The 14,168-nt window shown below is 71.1% G+C and carries 14 protein-coding genes and 1 pseudogene; 7 read left to right on the top strand and 8 right to left on the bottom strand.

Annotated features, from left to right (window positions below):
• Window positions 1-22: 22 nt before the first annotated feature.
• A pseudogene (locus ACY34M_RS32390) lies at window positions 23-76 on the bottom strand (hypothetical protein); the annotation flags it as partial.
• Between the two features lie 53 nt (window positions 77-129).
• Between ACY34M_RS32390 and ACY34M_RS32385 the strand changes: the two are divergent.
• The gene (locus ACY34M_RS32385; protein WP_462722013.1) at window positions 130-354 is read left to right on the top strand and encodes a hypothetical protein; all 225 of its coding nucleotides are present in this window, start codon (window positions 130-132) and stop codon (window positions 352-354) included.
• Between the two features lie 44 nt (window positions 355-398).
• On the opposite strand, the gene ACY34M_RS32380 is transcribed toward ACY34M_RS32385, so the two are convergent.
• Together ACY34M_RS32380 and ACY34M_RS32375 are read right to left on the bottom strand one after the other, a co-directional pair.
• Window positions 399-947 (bottom strand): DUF4262 domain-containing protein, encoded by a 549-nt coding sequence (locus tag ACY34M_RS32380; protein WP_462721911.1) that lies wholly within the window; start codon window positions 945-947, stop codon window positions 399-401.
• Window positions 948-1,118: 171 nt separating this feature from the next.
• Window positions 1,119-1,958 (bottom strand): oxidoreductase, encoded by an 840-nt coding sequence (locus tag ACY34M_RS32375; RefSeq protein WP_462721912.1) that lies wholly within the window; start codon window positions 1,956-1,958, stop codon window positions 1,119-1,121.
• A gap of 93 nt (window positions 1,959-2,051) precedes the next feature.
• Here ACY34M_RS32375 and ACY34M_RS32370 point away from each other — a divergent pair, with 93 nt between their 5' ends.
• The 3 genes from ACY34M_RS32370 to ACY34M_RS32360 all read left to right on the top strand — a co-directional run bounded on the left by ACY34M_RS32370 (window position 2,052) and on the right by ACY34M_RS32360 (window position 5,428).
• Window positions 2,052-2,630, top strand: coding sequence for a TetR/AcrR family transcriptional regulator (locus ACY34M_RS32370; RefSeq protein WP_462721913.1), 579 nt, complete (start codon window positions 2,052-2,054; stop codon window positions 2,628-2,630).
• A 493-nt stretch (window positions 2,631-3,123) separates the two neighbouring features.
• Window positions 3,124-4,236, top strand: a complete 1,113-nt coding sequence (locus ACY34M_RS32365) for a glycoside hydrolase family 43 protein (RefSeq protein ID WP_462721914.1) — start codon at window positions 3,124-3,126, stop codon at window positions 4,234-4,236.
• Window positions 4,237-4,261: 25 nt separating this feature from the next.
• Window positions 4,262-5,428 carry a glycoside hydrolase family 88/105 protein gene (locus tag ACY34M_RS32360; protein WP_462721915.1) on the top strand — a complete coding sequence of 389 codons (1,167 nt, stop codon included), beginning with the start codon at window positions 4,262-4,264 and terminating at the stop codon, window positions 5,426-5,428.
• A gap of 69 nt (window positions 5,429-5,497) precedes the next feature.
• On the opposite strand, the gene ACY34M_RS32355 is transcribed toward ACY34M_RS32360, so the two are convergent.
• Complete coding sequence (locus ACY34M_RS32355) at window positions 5,498-6,562, bottom strand: PucR family transcriptional regulator (protein ID WP_462721916.1); 1,065 nt, start codon at window positions 6,560-6,562, stop codon at window positions 5,498-5,500.
• Between the two features lie 166 nt (window positions 6,563-6,728).
• Here ACY34M_RS32355 and ACY34M_RS32350 point away from each other — a divergent pair, with 166 nt between their 5' ends.
• The 3 genes from ACY34M_RS32350 (at window position 6,729) to ACY34M_RS32340 (ending at window position 9,642) form a co-directional block, all read left to right on the top strand.
• Window positions 6,729-7,244, top strand: coding sequence for a hypothetical protein (locus tag ACY34M_RS32350; protein WP_462721917.1), 516 nt, complete (start codon window positions 6,729-6,731; stop codon window positions 7,242-7,244).
• Window positions 7,245-7,431: 187 nt separating this feature from the next.
• Complete coding sequence (locus ACY34M_RS32345) at window positions 7,432-8,880, top strand: flotillin family protein (RefSeq protein WP_462721918.1); 1,449 nt, start codon at window positions 7,432-7,434, stop codon at window positions 8,878-8,880.
• A 150-nt stretch (window positions 8,881-9,030) separates the two neighbouring features.
• Window positions 9,031-9,642, top strand: coding sequence for a TetR/AcrR family transcriptional regulator (locus ACY34M_RS32340; RefSeq protein WP_462721919.1), 612 nt, complete (start codon window positions 9,031-9,033; stop codon window positions 9,640-9,642).
• A gap of 19 nt (window positions 9,643-9,661) precedes the next feature.
• Here the strand turns inward: ACY34M_RS32340 and ACY34M_RS32335 are convergent, their stop codons facing one another.
• The 4 genes from ACY34M_RS32335 to ACY34M_RS32320 are packed head-to-tail and all read right to left on the bottom strand — an operon-like array spanning window position 9,662 to window position 14,035.
• The gene (locus ACY34M_RS32335) at window positions 9,662-10,462 is read right to left on the bottom strand and encodes a GntR family transcriptional regulator (RefSeq protein ID WP_462721920.1); all 801 of its coding nucleotides are present in this window, start codon (window positions 10,460-10,462) and stop codon (window positions 9,662-9,664) included.
• 41 nt (window positions 10,463-10,503) lie between these two features.
• Window positions 10,504-11,358: a sulfite exporter TauE/SafE family protein gene (locus ACY34M_RS32330; protein WP_462721921.1), complete on the bottom strand. Its 855-nt coding sequence runs from the start codon at window positions 11,356-11,358 to the stop codon at window positions 10,504-10,506.
• The gene (locus tag ACY34M_RS32325; RefSeq protein WP_462721922.1) at window positions 11,355-12,788 is read right to left on the bottom strand and encodes an MBL fold metallo-hydrolase; all 1,434 of its coding nucleotides are present in this window, start codon (window positions 12,786-12,788) and stop codon (window positions 11,355-11,357) included. The genes ACY34M_RS32330 and ACY34M_RS32325 overlap by 4 nt, the downstream gene beginning before the upstream one ends.
• A gap of 44 nt (window positions 12,789-12,832) precedes the next feature.
• Window positions 12,833-14,035 (bottom strand): NAD(P)/FAD-dependent oxidoreductase, encoded by a 1,203-nt coding sequence (locus tag ACY34M_RS32320; protein ID WP_462721923.1) that lies wholly within the window; start codon window positions 14,033-14,035, stop codon window positions 12,833-12,835.
• Window positions 14,036-14,168: the final 133 nt, after the last annotated feature.

The raw sequence follows: 14,168 nt of genomic DNA, 5'->3' as shown, positions 1-14,168 counted from the left end.
GGTACGGCACGACGGTCTGGGCCTGAACGCCTTCGACGGCGGACGGCACCAGGACCGCGCCGTCGAGGACCGCCATTGAGCGGTCGGCCTCGGTGATGAAGTCGGGTGGCCAGGGGGAGGGCGACGAGAGTGACCATCACGTCGTCGATTGCGAAGATCATGACGGTGGAGCGGATCGTGGTACCCCGTTACCGCTCCAGGGCGACAGTGTCGGTTCGTGTGACAGTCGGGCTCACCCTGGACTGGAACTCGGGCAGCATCGAGGGTGCCGTGAACCGCATCAAGCAGATCAAGAGGCAGCTCTACGGCCGAGCCGGATTTGAACTGCTCCGCAAAATGATCTTGCATCAGTAGCTTGCGCGACGGTGTCGGTCTGTCGCCGGTCGGCACGTGAGAGGTCAGACTTCGGTCGTCCAGGTCCCGACAGGGTGCTCACTCGGGGGCAGCCACAACTGAGGTTGGGAGTCCCGATGCCTCGCCTCAGCTCGTTCTTCCCAGTGAAAGCGGTCATCCGCGTCGGGCCACACGGCTTGCAGCACAGGGAAAGGAGGTCGCCGGTAGAACCCGATGGCCCGCCCGAAGAAGGTCCGGTACCAGCGGAGATCGACCTGTCTGAGCGCGACTTGCTGACCGTCGACGATGTCGGCATGGCTCTGACCGTCAGCCAGTACAGCGCCGGCGGCGGATTTCGCTCCGAGCCTGTTGAGCATGCGGTGCATGTCATGGATATCGAGTCCGAACATGGCGAGCTCAGGTGCGCCGTGAGTGTGTGGCAGGCCGATCGTGTAGGCGAATCCGGGACCGATCTCGTCCTCGGGAACCATCACGACGTGCCATCCGTGCCGCTGCACGTTCTCGATGATCGTCAGATCCATGCGGTCCGCTTCGTCCCGGTCGCCGTAGTCATGGCAGAGGACGCAGCGGCATTGGAACGGATCAGCAGTCATACGCGGAGGCTACGAGGAGAGTGCTCGAGCCGGACAGCCGGGTTCGTGACCACCCTCTCAATCGAACGATACTGTCACCCTCTGTGACCGGCCCCCAGGATCTGTGCCGGAACCGACGGGCAGCAACGCTTGTCGGTGAGTTCGAGCAACGGCCGGGTGGGTGCGGCGTCGTCAGCGAGGGAGGCCGACCGCTCGGGAGATGACCGTGTCGAAGGCGCGGTCGGGCAGGATGCGGCGCAGGGCGATGAGAGGGCGGGCGCCGAAGCCTTTGGCGTAGCGGGGCTTGGGGCGGCGGGCGGTGACGGCCTTGCCGATGGCGTCCGCGATGACGGAGGGCGGGGAGTTGCGCTTGGCGTTGGCCTCGGAGCGCAGGGACGAGGCGACGGCGTTGGCCTGGGCGGCGTAGGCGCCGTCGGCGGAGGACTTCTCCAGCTTGTCGGCGGCGATGGCGCCCCATTCGGTGGCGATGCCGCCGGGTTCGATGACGACGACGTCGATGCCGAAGGGCTTGGCCTCCAGGCGCAGGCAGTCGCTGAGGGCTTCGAGGGCGAACTTGGTGCCGTGGTACCAGCCGCCGAGCGGGGTGTAGATCTTGCCGCCCATGGAGGTGATGTTGACGACGGTGCCGGAGTGCTGGGCGCGCATGTGGGGCAGGGCGAGCTGGGTCAGGCGGAGCGCGCCGAAGACGTTGACCTCGAACTGGTAGCGGGCCTCGTCCAGGGAGACGTCTTCGAGGGCGCCGTAGGAGCCGTAGCCGGCGTTGTTGACGAGCACGTCGATGCGGCCGGTCTCGGCGGTGATCTGGTCGATGCCGGCCTGCATGGAGGCGTCGTCGGTGACGTCCATGGCCAGAGGGCGGATGCCGCGTTCGGCGAGCTTGCCGAGTCGGTCGGTACGGCGGGCGGCGCCGTAGACGGTGTAGCCGAGCTCCTGGAGTTTGAGGGCGGTGGCTTCGCCGATGCCGGAGGAGGCACCGGTGACGAGGGCGGTCTTGGCGGTCTTGGCGGGCATGGCGGGTTCCTCTGCGAGTAAGATGAACTTCGGTTCACTATCTATCGTGAACCTTGGTTCATGTTGTTGCAAGTCGAGAGGGAGGCGAGCCCCGTGCCCCAGGCCAGGGCGCCGCGCGCCGACGCGGTCCGCAACCGGAAGAAGATCCTTGCTGCGGCCGGTGAGCTGATCACCGCCCGCGGGCCCGAGGCCGGGATGGACGAGATCGCCGCTGCGGCGGGCGTGGCGGTCGGCACCCTGTACCGGCACTTCCCCACCAAGACGGACCTGGTCGCGTCCGTCGTCGCCGAATACGTCACGCGGGTGGCCGACGATGCGGAGGCCACCTGCGCGCGGGTGGCTGCCGGTGCCCGCGCGCTGGACGAGCTGACCGCGTTCCTCGGCCGCGTCATCGAGGCGTCGGCGACCGACCGCGCCGTCAAGGCCGCCGCGCAGACCCTGGGAGCCGAGCCCGGCGACCGCGCCGACGAAGACCGCGCCGGGGCGGCCGTCACGGCCCTCATCCGCGCCGGCCAGACCGACGGCGACATCCATCGCGACGTCACCGTCGACGACATTTACCTGCTGTTCTCCACCGCCCCCACCGATCAGCCGCCCGCGGCCCGCGCCCGCTGGCTCACTCTTGTCGCCACGGGCCTGACCACGGCCCGGGAAGCCACGGCGGTCGGATAACGGCCGCCTGCCCGGCTTTGCCGCGGGGGTGGGTGAGCCGGTCGGGGGGCGGTGCCGGTCTGGGCGGCTTCCCGGTCCCTCGCCAGGATCGACGGCACAGCCGTCTCGGGCACCCGTGGGGGCCCGCTCGGCCTCGGCGCCGTTCGTCTGCATCCGTCGGACGCGCGGCGCGCGAAGCTCCACGAAGGTCCACGCCGCGTCGCCGACGACAGCGGCCGGGCCTTTCGTCCTCCCGGTCTGTTCCACCGGGGAACATCCTCCCGCACTGTTTCCCGTACCGGTGAGGAGGAAGGGCGCGGGGGAGGTGTCGGGGGAGCCGCGCCTTCTCCGCGTCCGACTCCTTTCAGGCCCTGCACGGTAAACGTTGAAGCATGCCGCTTCGTGCGGGTGCTGTCCGACGGTGGTATTGACTTGCCAGGAAGCCTTCGGGAGCCTGTGGCGGCGTACTTCCAACGATGTAATCGTGCTCCGCGAGGCTGGAAGGAAAGTGTTCATGAAACGCTTCAGACGCTCCGCTTGGTTCGGCGCCCTGGCGCTGACGGGCGCGCTCGCCGTGCCGTTCGCCGCGCCGTTGTCCATGACCGCCCATGCGCAGGGGGCCTCCGACCTGCGAGCCGAAGGGAACGGGACGCGCGGCGCGATCGGCCTCAAGGGCGCCGATCCCAGCGTGCTGCGCGTCGGCGACACCTACATCGCCGTCAAGTCGGCCGACGGCGGCATCCTCGTACGGCAGGCCTCGTCGCCCGAGGGGCTCGCGTCCGCGCCCGCGAAGAAGGTGTGGTCGGACACCGGCGACCTCGGCGAGGTCTGGGCCCCGGAGATCGTCCGTGACGGCGGCCGCTACTACATCTACTTCGCGGCCGGCCGCAGCGCCGCCCACCGCATGTACGTCATCAGCTCCGCGAGCCCCGACAGCGGCTACACGGCGGAGAAGAAGCTGGCGCTGCCGGACGACAAGTGGGCCATCGACGGCACCCTGTTCACCTTCCAGGGGCAGCGCTGGTTCGTCTGGTCCGGCTGGGCCGGTGACACCAACGTCGAGCAGAACCTCTACATCGCCCGCATGAGCGACCCGACCACGCCGGCGGGCAAGCGGTCCGTCATCTCGCAGCCGCGCGAGAGCTGGGAGCGCGTGGTCGGCGACCCGTACATCAACGAGGCCCCCGAGGCCGTCAAGGATCCCAACGGGCAGCTGCACATCGTCTACTCCGCCAACGGCAGCTGGAGCGACCAGTACTGCCTCGCCGATCTGCGGCTGCGGGCCGGCGGGGACCCCACGTACGTATGGGACTGGTACAAGTCGAACGGCTGTGTCTTCGGCTCCCACCGCGAGACGATGATGTCGGGCTGGGACCCGACGCTGAACGTCGACGGCCCGGGCCATCACACCTTCGTCCTGCGCGACGGCGACATCAACACCAGTCCGCCGGCCGGGAAGAAGTTCCCCTTCATGTTCCACGCGGTGGCCAAGGGGACGCCGTACTCGTGGTCGAACCGGCAGTGGTACACCGGCTCGTTCGCCTGGTGGGGCGACACCACCTATCGGCGGGCCAATGTTCCCGGCGCGGAGACCGACACCGGATGGGGCCTGAAGTTCTTCGAGTGATGTTCCGACACGACAAGGAGACTCCGTGATCACGCGCAGAACGGCCGTCGCGAGCGGTCTCGGCCTGACAGCCTCCCTGTTCCTCGACCGTACGAGCGCCACCGCGGCAACCGCAGGACCCGCCGCGCTTCCCGACGATCTGTCACGGGCGGTCGTGGACAGCACGCTGGCCCGCACTCCCGACCCGGCGGACTTCGGAGCCTGGGGCTATCCGCAGGGACTGTTCCTGCTCGGCGTCCACCGCGTCTACCAGCGGCTGGGGGATCCGTCCTATCTCGACTACATCCAAGGGTGGGTGGACCGCTTCGTCGACGCCGACGGCCACATCGACAACGCCTTCGACACCCTGGACTCGATGCAGCCCGGCAATCTCCTGCTCGCGCTGCACCAGGAGACGGGCGACCCGCGCTACCGCACCGCTGCCGACACCATCAGGCAGCGCTTCACCACCTACCCGCGCATGGCCGACGGTGCCATGTGGCACGGCACCGGGAAGACCAACGAGCTGTGGGCGGACGGCGTCTTCATGGCCCAGCCGTTCCTGCTCCGCCACGGTCTCGCGTACGGCGACGAGCGGTACGCCTTCGACGAGGCCGCCCGCAACCTCACCACCTACTTCACCCACCAGAAGGCCGACAACGGCCTGCTGTACCACGCGTTCGACGCCGACGGGGACGCCCCGTGGCACCCCGATCCGGTCACCGGCACTTCCGGATTCTTCTGGGGCCGGGCCATCGGCTGGACGGCCATGACCCACATCGAAGCCCTGGAACTCCTGCCGCCGGACCATCCGAGCCGCCCCCGACTCGTCGAGAACGTACGCCACCTGGCCCGCGGCTTCGTCCGCCACCAGGACCCCGCCACCGGCCGCTGGTTCCAGGTCGTCGACCGCGGCGACGACGAGCGGAACTGGACCGAGACCTCCGCCTCCGCCATGTACACCCTGATGCTGACCGAGGCGGTGCGGCGGGGCTACGTCCGCGGGGCGCCGTACGAGCGGGCGGCCCGCCGCGGTCTGGAAGGCGTGCTTGCGAAGGTGACGGACGCCGGCGACGGCCGGGTCGACGTGCACGACATCTGCGTCGGAACCAACGTCGGAGACCTGGAGTTCTACTACGACCGCCCCCGCAGGACCAACGACCTGCACGGCCTGGGGGCCCTGATCCTGATGAACGAGCGGCTGAGGCACTGACATGCGCTGACGTGCAGTGACACGTGCAGTGACACGGGCACTGACACGCGCGCCGACACGTGCGTCGTGTCAGGAGGTGCCCGCCGGCCAGTCGAGGAGGCGGGCACCGATCACCGCGGTCTGCAGCGTGTAGCGGTCGGCCGGGACCGCCGGGTCGATGCCGGTGAGCTGGTGGATGCGGGCCAGGCGGTACGTGAGGGCGCGCACGCTCAGCGACAGTTGCCGCGCCGCCTCGGCCGCCACACAGCCGGCGTCGAAGTACGCCATGAGCGTGTCGATCAGGGGCTGGGCGCCGCCCCGCGCCTGGTGCAGCGGCCCCAGCGTGTTGTGGACCAGATCCGTCATGGCCTGCCGGTCGCGGGTGAGGACCGGGTAGACGAGGAGGTCTGCCGAGCGCAGCACCGGGGTGTCGAGGCCGAGGCGCGTGGCCAGATCGAGCGCGCCCAGCGCCTCCTCGTACGACTGGACGACGCCGCCGGGGCCCGACTGCGGGCGGCCGATCGCGACCTGGCCGCCGCCGTCCGCGGCGGCGTAGGCCTGCTTGGCGAAGTAGGTGAGGACCTCGCTCTGGTCGCCGGGGGCGATGCAGACGAGCCGCCCCTCCTTCGTGGTCAGCAGGATGTTCCGGTTGCCGAAGCGGGCGATCACCGCGCGCTCGATCTCGCGCGCGACGGTGTCGCCCTCCTCGTACGCGCCGTCGCCCCGGGCCACCGCTATCGCGTGTTCGCCGGACAGGCGCAGCCCGAAGCGTTCGGCGCGCTCGCCGAGCTTGCCCAGGTCGCTGCGGCCGTAGAGCAGGTCGTCGATGAACTCGCGGCGCGCCGCTTCCTCCCGGCGCATCGTCTGCCGCTGCGCCCGCTCGTAGCCCTCGGCGAACGCGTCGATGGCCTGGGCGCCCGCGGAGACGACCGCGTCGACCGTCACCCTGGTGCCGATGTTGCCGGTGTGCGTACACGCGAGGTGGGCGGCGACCAGGGCGCGCAGCCCGAGTCCGGCCTCCGCGGCGCGCTCGCCCAGCACGCGGCGCGCGTCGAGTTCGTCCCGGTTCAGCCGGCGTCCCGTGGCTGCGGCGTCGGCCACCGTCCGCACGTACCCGTCCAGATACTCGTCGGGGACGCCCTGCTGCGCCGCCATGCCCACCCCCATCGCCGTGCCGTGCTCTCCCCGCACTGTTTAACGTATGCGCAAGCAGGCATCAAAATCGCGTAAAGACTGCCGGGATCCGGAAGGTACGTCAGGTGGTTGCCCATGACAACATTCGGGCAGCACGCGGAACAGGGGAGCCAGGGAGGCCAGTGACATGACATTGTTTCTCGGCCTCGGCATCGCGGGTGTGGTGCTGCTCGTGGCGTCCCTGCTGCTCGACGGGGTGCTGGAGGGGCTTTTCGGCGGGTTCGGGGCCCTGGACGGGGTGTTCGACGGCCTGCTGTCGCTGCCCGTGATCGCGGGCTTCGTGTCGATGCTCGGATTCGGCGGCGCGATCGTGCTCGGCACCACCGGCCTCGGTGCGGGTCCCGCCACCGTCGTCGGCGCGGGGGCGGGTGTCGGTGCCGGCTGGCTGACGTGGAAGCTGACCCGTGCGCTGATGCGGGACCAGACCACGGTGACGCCTCGTGGCGACGACCTGGTCGGCAGCGCCGGCACCGTGGTCACCGCCATCCCGGTCGACGGATACGGCGAGGTGCTGCTGCGGCTCGCGGGCCAGCCGACGAAGTTCTCGGCGAAGAGCGCGACGGCCGTCGGCCGTGGCACCGAGGTGTGGGTGGCGGACATCCTGTCGCCGACCTCGGTCGAGGTCCGCGCCGTCGACCGCTGACGACCCGCCCGACCGCCGACCACCGCCGGACCGTAGACCATCGGACCGTTGACCACCTGCCCGACCGTAGAGCGCCGCTCGACCGTCGAGCACCGCTTTGCCCGAACGACCGCGAGCGCGGCGGCCGCCCGTCGCCCGCGCTCCCACAACCGACTGCCACCCCCGGGAGGCAGAGGGGGAAACCATCATGAGCCCTGTCACCATCGCCGTGGCCGGAGTCGTCGTACTCCTGGTCCTGCTGGCGCTCGTCGTCATCACCCGCTACAAGGTCGCCGGACCCAGCGAGGCGTTCATCGTCACCGGGCGGCGCGGCAAGAAGTCCACCGACCCGGAGACCGGACTCGTCGTCACCGACAACAGCGGCCAGAAGGTCGTGGTCGGCGGCGGTGTCTTCGTCGTCCCGTTCGTGCAGCAGAAGTTCACCCTCGAACTGTCCTCGCGGCACATCCCGGTCGCCGTGCGCGGCGCGGTCACCCTGCGCGGCGTGAAGTCGAACCTCGAGGGCGTCGCGATCGTCAAGGTGGGCGGCACCGAGGACTCGATCCGCGCCGCCGCCCAGCGCTTCCTGATGCAGCAGGACGGCATCGTCGGCTTCACCCAGGAAGTCCTGTCCGGCGCGCTGCGCTCCATCGTCGGCCGCATGTCGGTCGAGGACGTCATCCGGGACCGGGCCGCGTTCGCCGGTCAGGTCGCCGAGGAGGCGGAGGCGTCGCTGTCCGGGCAGGGCCTGGTCCTGGACGCCTTCCAGATCCAGGACATCACCACCGAGGGCTCCTACCTGGAGGACCTCGGCCGTCCCGAGGCCGCCCGCGCCAAGCAGGAGGCCGACATCGCCGAGGCCGTCGCGCGCCGCGCCTCCGAGCAGGCGCGGCTGAAGGCCGAGGAAGAGATCGCCATCGCGCAGCGGACGTTCGCGCTGAAGCAGGCCGAGATCAAGGCGGAGACCGACCAGGCCGCCGCCCAGGCGAACGCGGCGGGCCCGCTGGCCGACGCCGCCCGGCAGCAGGAAGTGCTGACCGAGCAGGAGAAGGTCGCCGAGCGCCAGGCGGCCCTGACCGACCGCGAGCTGGACACGAAGGTCCGCAAGCCCGCCGACGCCGCCCGCTACCAGGCCGAGCAGGAAGCCGAGGCCCGCAGGATCGGCCTCGTCAAGCAGGCCGAGGCGGACGCCGAGCGCTCCCGCCTCACCGGCGAGGGCGAGAAGGCGCACCGTGCCGCGCTCGCGGACGCGGTCCGCCTCGAGGGCGAGTCCGAGGCGGCGGCGATCGGCGCGAAGGGTGCCGCCGAGGCCGAGGCCATGCAGAAGAAGGCGGACGCGTTCGCGCAGTACGGCGACGCGGCGGTGCTGCAGATGCTCGTCGAGGTGCTGCCGCAGGTCGTCGCCAAGGCGTCCGAACCGCTGGGCGCCGTCGACAAGATGACCGTGATCTCCACGGACGGCGCGAGCCAGCTGTCCCGTACGGTCGCCGACAACGTCGCCCAGGGCGTGGAACTCCTCAACTCCACCACGGGAGTCGACCTCGCCGCGATGCTGAAGAACATCACCGGCGGCAAGAGCGCGGGGGTGCCCGCTCCGAAGACCGCGGAGCCGGCCGGCGCCGAATCGTCGAACGGACACATCGAGATCACCGACTGACACCGGGAACTCCGCTCGGCGGCCCGCACGGGGGGCGGGCCGCCGAGCGGCATGGGCCGCCGCACACGGGGATACGATGACGGCGCCGCCGCCGACTGGACGAATGTTCAGTCACGGGACGGACGGAGGGGCCCAGCAGATCGGAGCATCGTGTCCACTCGACCCGCAGGTCACAAGGCCATCATCGAGGCCGCCCGCGAAGAGTTCTCCGAGCAGGGCTACGGCGCCACCTCGATCCGCGACATCGCGGGGCGCGCCGGGGTCAGCCTGTCCGCGCTGTACTACTACTACAAGGGCAAGCAGGAACTGCTCGTCGCCATCCTCGAAGAGGGCCTCGACGCCTACTTCGGCGCCTGCGGAACCGCCCTCGAAGAGGCCGGCGACGACCCCGCGGAGCAGTTGGAGGCCCTCGTCACCGCGACGGTGCAGTTCCGTATCGAGCACCCGGTCAAGAGCAGCATCGTGCTCACCGAGGGCCGCAGCCTGGAACCCGAACACCTCGCCCGCTACCGCAAGAACGAGGAACGCGGCACCCAACAGTTCCGCGAGGTCATCGAACGCGGCGTCGCCGAAGGCGTCTTCCTCACCCCGCACCCCGACGACGCCCGCCGCGCTGTCATCGCCATGTGCAACGCGATCGCCCAGTGGTACCGCCCCGACGGCGAGGTGACACCGGACGAACTGGTGGAGCGGTACGTGTCGTTGGCGCTGACGGTGGTGGAGTACCGGCCACGGTCGGTACGGCGGGCCGGCCGCAAGTGATCCGGCGGCACGCGGCGAGTCACGGTGTGGGTACCGGAGCCCCGATGCGGTAGCCGTCGTCCGTGGAGAATGCGGCGGACACGGCGAAGCGGTCCGCGCGGACCAGGGTCTGGCGCCATTCGACCTGGCGGCGCGCGGTGTCGTGGCCGAGGCGGTCGATCGCGAACAGTGCCGTGGACTCGGGGCAGGACAGGAGTGTGCGCTCCGCGCGGGTCGGTACGACGGCGCGGATGCGCTCCCAGCCGCCGCTGATGTGCGTACGGCAGTGGCGCTCCAGCTCGTCGTAGAGCGAGGTGTGCGTGAAGTCGACGGACAGCAGCGGATGGGCGATGTCCGCGGGGAGCCAGACACGGTCGACGGCGAGCGGCTCCCCGTCGGCGAGACGGAGCCGCTCGAGGTGGATGAGGGGCGTGGACTCCTCCAGGCCGAGGCGGGCGGCGATGACACCGTCGGCACGCCGGTCGAGCCGGCGCACCACGCTGCGCTGCACCGCGCCGACCTCCTCGACGGAGCGGAACAGGCTGTACGCCTCGCCGACCTTCTGCTCCAGCGGCCGGCTCGCCGCGAACCGGGACACCCTGCCCCGCTGCGCCGTGACCAGGCCCTCCGCGCGCAGCGTGCGCAGTGCCTCGCGGACCGTGTGCCGGCTGACCCGGTACTCGGCCACGAGGTCGTGCTCGCCGGGGAAGACGTCGCGGAACTCCCCGTCCTCCAGGCGTCGCAACAGGTCGGCGCGGAGCTGCGACCACAGCGGCTTGCCCTTGGACCGGGTGAGCGGGCGGGGGCCGGACTGCGAGCTGCTGGTGGGCACGGGATGCATGGTCGTCGATTCGCGGGGCCTGCGCAAACCTCGGGCCGCCCTCATACGAAGGCGTCCACCAGCATGAACGCCGCCGTGGCGAGCAGCAGCACCGCGAACGTGCGCCGCAACGCCGCCCCCGACAGCTTGGCCGCCAGCCGCTTGCCGTCCCACGCCCCGAGGACGGCGGCCCCGACGAAGGGGCCGAGCACCGCGGGGTCGACCGTGCTGCCCTCGGTCGTCAGGCGTGTGGTGAGCGAGACGAGCGAGTTGAGGAGGGTGACGACGAGGCTGGTGCCGACGGCCGCCCGCATGGGCAGCCGCAGCACGGACACCAGGGTGGGCACGGCGAGGAAGCCGCCGCCCACCCCCAGCAGCCCGGTCACCGCGCCGAGCCCGGCCCCGGCCCCGGCGGTCCGCAGCGGACCGGCCCGGTCGCCCTCAGTGCTGGTGACTGTCTTCTGTGCTTCCTGTACCCGTACCTGCACGGGATCGGGGGCGGCCCCCGCCGTCGGTGGGGCGGTCCCCGATCCCGCCGGTGCCGTGCCACCACGGACGCGCGTGCCCCGCAGCATCACCGCCGCGGCCACCCCGGCCAGTACCGCGAACGCCCCGGTCAGCAGATTCTGCGGGAGGCGGTGCGCGAGCATCGACGCCGCGACGGTGGGCACCACGCCGACCGCGGCGAACAGCGCGCCGGTCCGCCAGCGGACGGTTCCGGTGCCCGCGTGGCGGGCGAGAGCGGTGGCGGAGGTGGCGGTGACGATGAGGAGGCTTGTGGTGCCCGCGTCGGCGGGGGAGACACCGAGCAGGTAGACGAGCGCCGGGACCGCGAGCACGCCACCGCCGCCGCCGAGCCCGCCCAGGGCAAGGCCGACGACGGCGCCGCAGAGCACGGCGAGGATCAGGACGTTCACGCGGGGACGCCGCCCCCGTCGGCCCGGTGCTCGACCGGGCCGTGCCATGCGGCGAAGCCACCGCGCAGATCGTCCGCGTCGAACCCGCGGGCGCGCAGCACGGAGGCGGCGACGGACGACCGGTTGCCGCTCGCGCACACCACGACGAGAGGGCGGCTCGCGGCCAACTCGCCCATCCGTGACACCAGTTCGGGCAGAGGGACGGTGTGTGCACCGGGGACGGTGCCGGTGTCGTGGATCTCGCCGGGGCCGCGTACGTCCAGCACGGTGAACGCCCCGGTGCGCGGGGTCAGGCGTTCGGCGAGGGCGTCCGCCTCCACGCGCGGCACCGACGTCAGGTGCTCCGCAGGCAGTGTGTCGGCGGGCAGGACCCCGAGGACCCGGTCGTAGCCGATGCGGGCGAGGCGGTTGCGGGCCTCGCGCGCGGTGTCGGGGTCGCCGCACAGGACGAGGTCGGCCCCGGCCGCGAGCACCTCGCCGCAGAGTTCCGCGAACCGGCCGCCGAGCGGGACGTTGACCGATCCGGGCAGATGGGCGGCTGCGTACGGGTCCGGGGCCCGGGTGTCGAGCACGGTCGCGCCGCCCGCGACGGCCTGCCGCACGGCGTCCGGGGTGAGGGCCGGCACGGGGGCGTCCTCGTCGAGCACGGGGCGGGACTCCCGGTTGCGTGCGGACGTGAACGGGAAGTAGGCGGGCGCCGCGGGCTGGCCGGAGGTCACGACCTCGACGAACGCGTCCTCGGCCATGTCGGCGAGGGCGTAGTTGGTGCGGCGCTGGGTGCCGATGGTGCAACTCAGCTCCGCCGACAGGTTCTTGCCGCAGGCCGAACCGGCCCCGTGCGCCGGGAACACGCGGGTCTCGTCGGGCAGGGTGAGCAGGCGTTCGCGGGTGGAGCGGTAGAGCGCGCGGGCCATCTCCTCGGCGGACCGGCCGCGGGCGCTGAGCAGATCGGGGCGGCCCACGTCGCCGATGAACAGGGTGTCACCGGTGAGGACCCCGTACGGGACGGGGTCGTCCGTGTGCTCGCGCACGACGACACAGATCGACTCCAGGGTGTGTCCCGGTGTGTGCAGGATCTCCAGGTCGACCTCCCCGAGGCCGAGGTGCCGGCCGTCGGCGAGGGGGTCGGTGGCGAAGTCGACGTCGGCGGCGGCGCCGTAGGAGATGCGGGCGCCGGTGCGCTCGGCCAGCTCCAGGTGGCCGGAGAGGAAGTCGGCGTGCACATGTGTCTCGACGACCCGCTCGACGGTGAGGCCGTGGTGTGCCGCGGTGGCGAGGTACTCGTTGACGTCGCGCTGCGGGTCGACCACGACGGCGCGGCCCGTGGTGCGGTCGCCGACGAGGTACGAGGCGTGCGAGAGGCAGTCGAGGTAGAACTGACGGAATATCAGCGGTCCGGTGCCGTCGTGGGTGACGGGTTCGTGGGTCATGACGGACTCCAGGGTGGTGAAGCTGCTCGCGGGCGGTGTGCGGGTCACGCGAGCCCGCGCAGCATGAGGTTCCAGTACAGGAACGGCAGTCCGTGCCGCTTCAGGTACCACATGTCGGTGCGCTCGCGGACCGTGTCGATCAGCGGGATCGACGGGGCGGGCCGCCCGCTGTAGTCGAACTCCGCGAGCAGCATCTTGTTCCGGGCCGTGGTCAGCGGGCACGAGGAGTAGCCGTTGTAGACGGACAGCGGCTCCTGGCCGTGCATCGTCGCGAGCAGGTTCGCGACGACCACGGGCGCCTGCTTGCGCACCGCCGCGCCGGTCTTGGAGTTCGGTGACGAACCGGCGTCGCCGAGGGCCCAGATGTTGGGGTACCGGACGTGCCGCATCGTGTGCCTGTCGATCTCGACGTAACCGGCCGGATTGGCCGGATCCGCGAGCGGACTGCGCTTGATCCAGTCCGGTGCGCTCTGCGGCGGCACGAGGTGCGCCATGTCGTACGGCAGGGTGGACCTCTGCCCCGTGCCGAGGTGGGTGACGAGGATCTCGCGGGCCTCGGGGCGGACCTCGGTGACCTCGCTGCCGTAGTGCACGTGGATGCCGTACCGGCGGGCGACGCCCTCCAGGACGCGGGCGAACTCCGGGACGCCGAAGATGGTGTCCGTGGGGATCACCAGGTGGATGTCCATCCGGCCGAGGACACCCTCCCGGCGCCAGTGGTCGGCGGCGAGGTAGGCGATCTTCTGTGGGGCGCCGCCGCACTTGATGGCTCCGCTCGGCATGCTGAACACGGCGCTGCCCGCGCGGGTGTCACGGATGAAGCGCCAGGTCGCGGGCGCGGTGTGCGGCAGGTAGTTGCTGGAGAGCCCGTCCTGGCCGAGCCCGGCCTCCAGCCCTGGCACGCCGCCCCAGTCCAGCTGGATGCCGGCGCAGACCACGAGGTGGTCGTAGTGCACGACACCGCCGTCGTCCAGCGTCATCTCCTGGGCCTCCGGGTCGACGGCGACGGCGGCGCGCCGGATCCACCGGACCCCCTTCGGAAGCACGGACTTCTGGGGCCGCACGCTCTCCTTCAGCGGCGCCCGGCCGCCGCCGACCAGCGTCCACAGCGGCTGGTAGTAGTGCCGCTCGCTCGGGTCCAGGACCGCCACGTCCCGCTCACCCGCGCGCCGCAGCCGCGCCGCGACCGACACGCCGGCCGACCCGCCGCCCACGATCACCGTCCGGTGGTGCTGCTTGGTCACCAAGAGAACCCCTCCCGATAATGTACGTACATCTACGCTAGGGCGTTCTCCGCTTGACGTACAAGTGACTGCTGGGATTCTGGCGCAAGGTGTACGTACATTTACGGTCGGTCGCGTTCGGGCTGTGAACGCCGCG

The organism is Streptomyces sp. EDA2-14 (assembly GCF_054963755.1).
The sequence above is the reverse complement of the archived record's forward strand: the minus strand, read 5'-3'. Positions and strand labels throughout refer to the sequence as shown.

What these genes read in the sequence shown, in the direction of transcription:
- ACY34M_RS32375 (WP_462721912.1), bottom strand. Translation starts at nt 1,958, where the DNA reads ATGCCCGCCAAGACCGCCAAGACCGCCCTCGTCACCGGTGCCTCCTCC.
- ACY34M_RS32380 (WP_462721911.1), bottom strand. Translation starts at nt 947, where the DNA reads ATGACTGCTGATCCGTTCCAATGCCGCTGCGTCCTCTGCCATGACTAC.
- ACY34M_RS32325 (WP_462721922.1), bottom strand. Translation starts at nt 12,788, where the DNA reads ATGACCCACGAACCCGTCACCCACGACGGCACCGGACCGCTGATATTC.
- ACY34M_RS32350 (WP_462721917.1), top strand. Translation starts at nt 6,729, where the DNA reads ATGACATTGTTTCTCGGCCTCGGCATCGCGGGTGTGGTGCTGCTCGTG.
- ACY34M_RS32335 (WP_462721920.1), bottom strand. Translation starts at nt 10,462, where the DNA reads ATGCATCCCGTGCCCACCAGCAGCTCGCAGTCCGGCCCCCGCCCGCTC.
- ACY34M_RS32365 (WP_462721914.1), top strand. Translation starts at nt 3,124, where the DNA reads ATGAAACGCTTCAGACGCTCCGCTTGGTTCGGCGCCCTGGCGCTGACG.
- ACY34M_RS32355 (WP_462721916.1), bottom strand. Translation starts at nt 6,562, where the DNA reads ATGGCGGCGCAGCAGGGCGTCCCCGACGAGTATCTGGACGGGTACGTG.
- ACY34M_RS32345 (WP_462721918.1), top strand. Translation starts at nt 7,432, where the DNA reads ATGAGCCCTGTCACCATCGCCGTGGCCGGAGTCGTCGTACTCCTGGTC.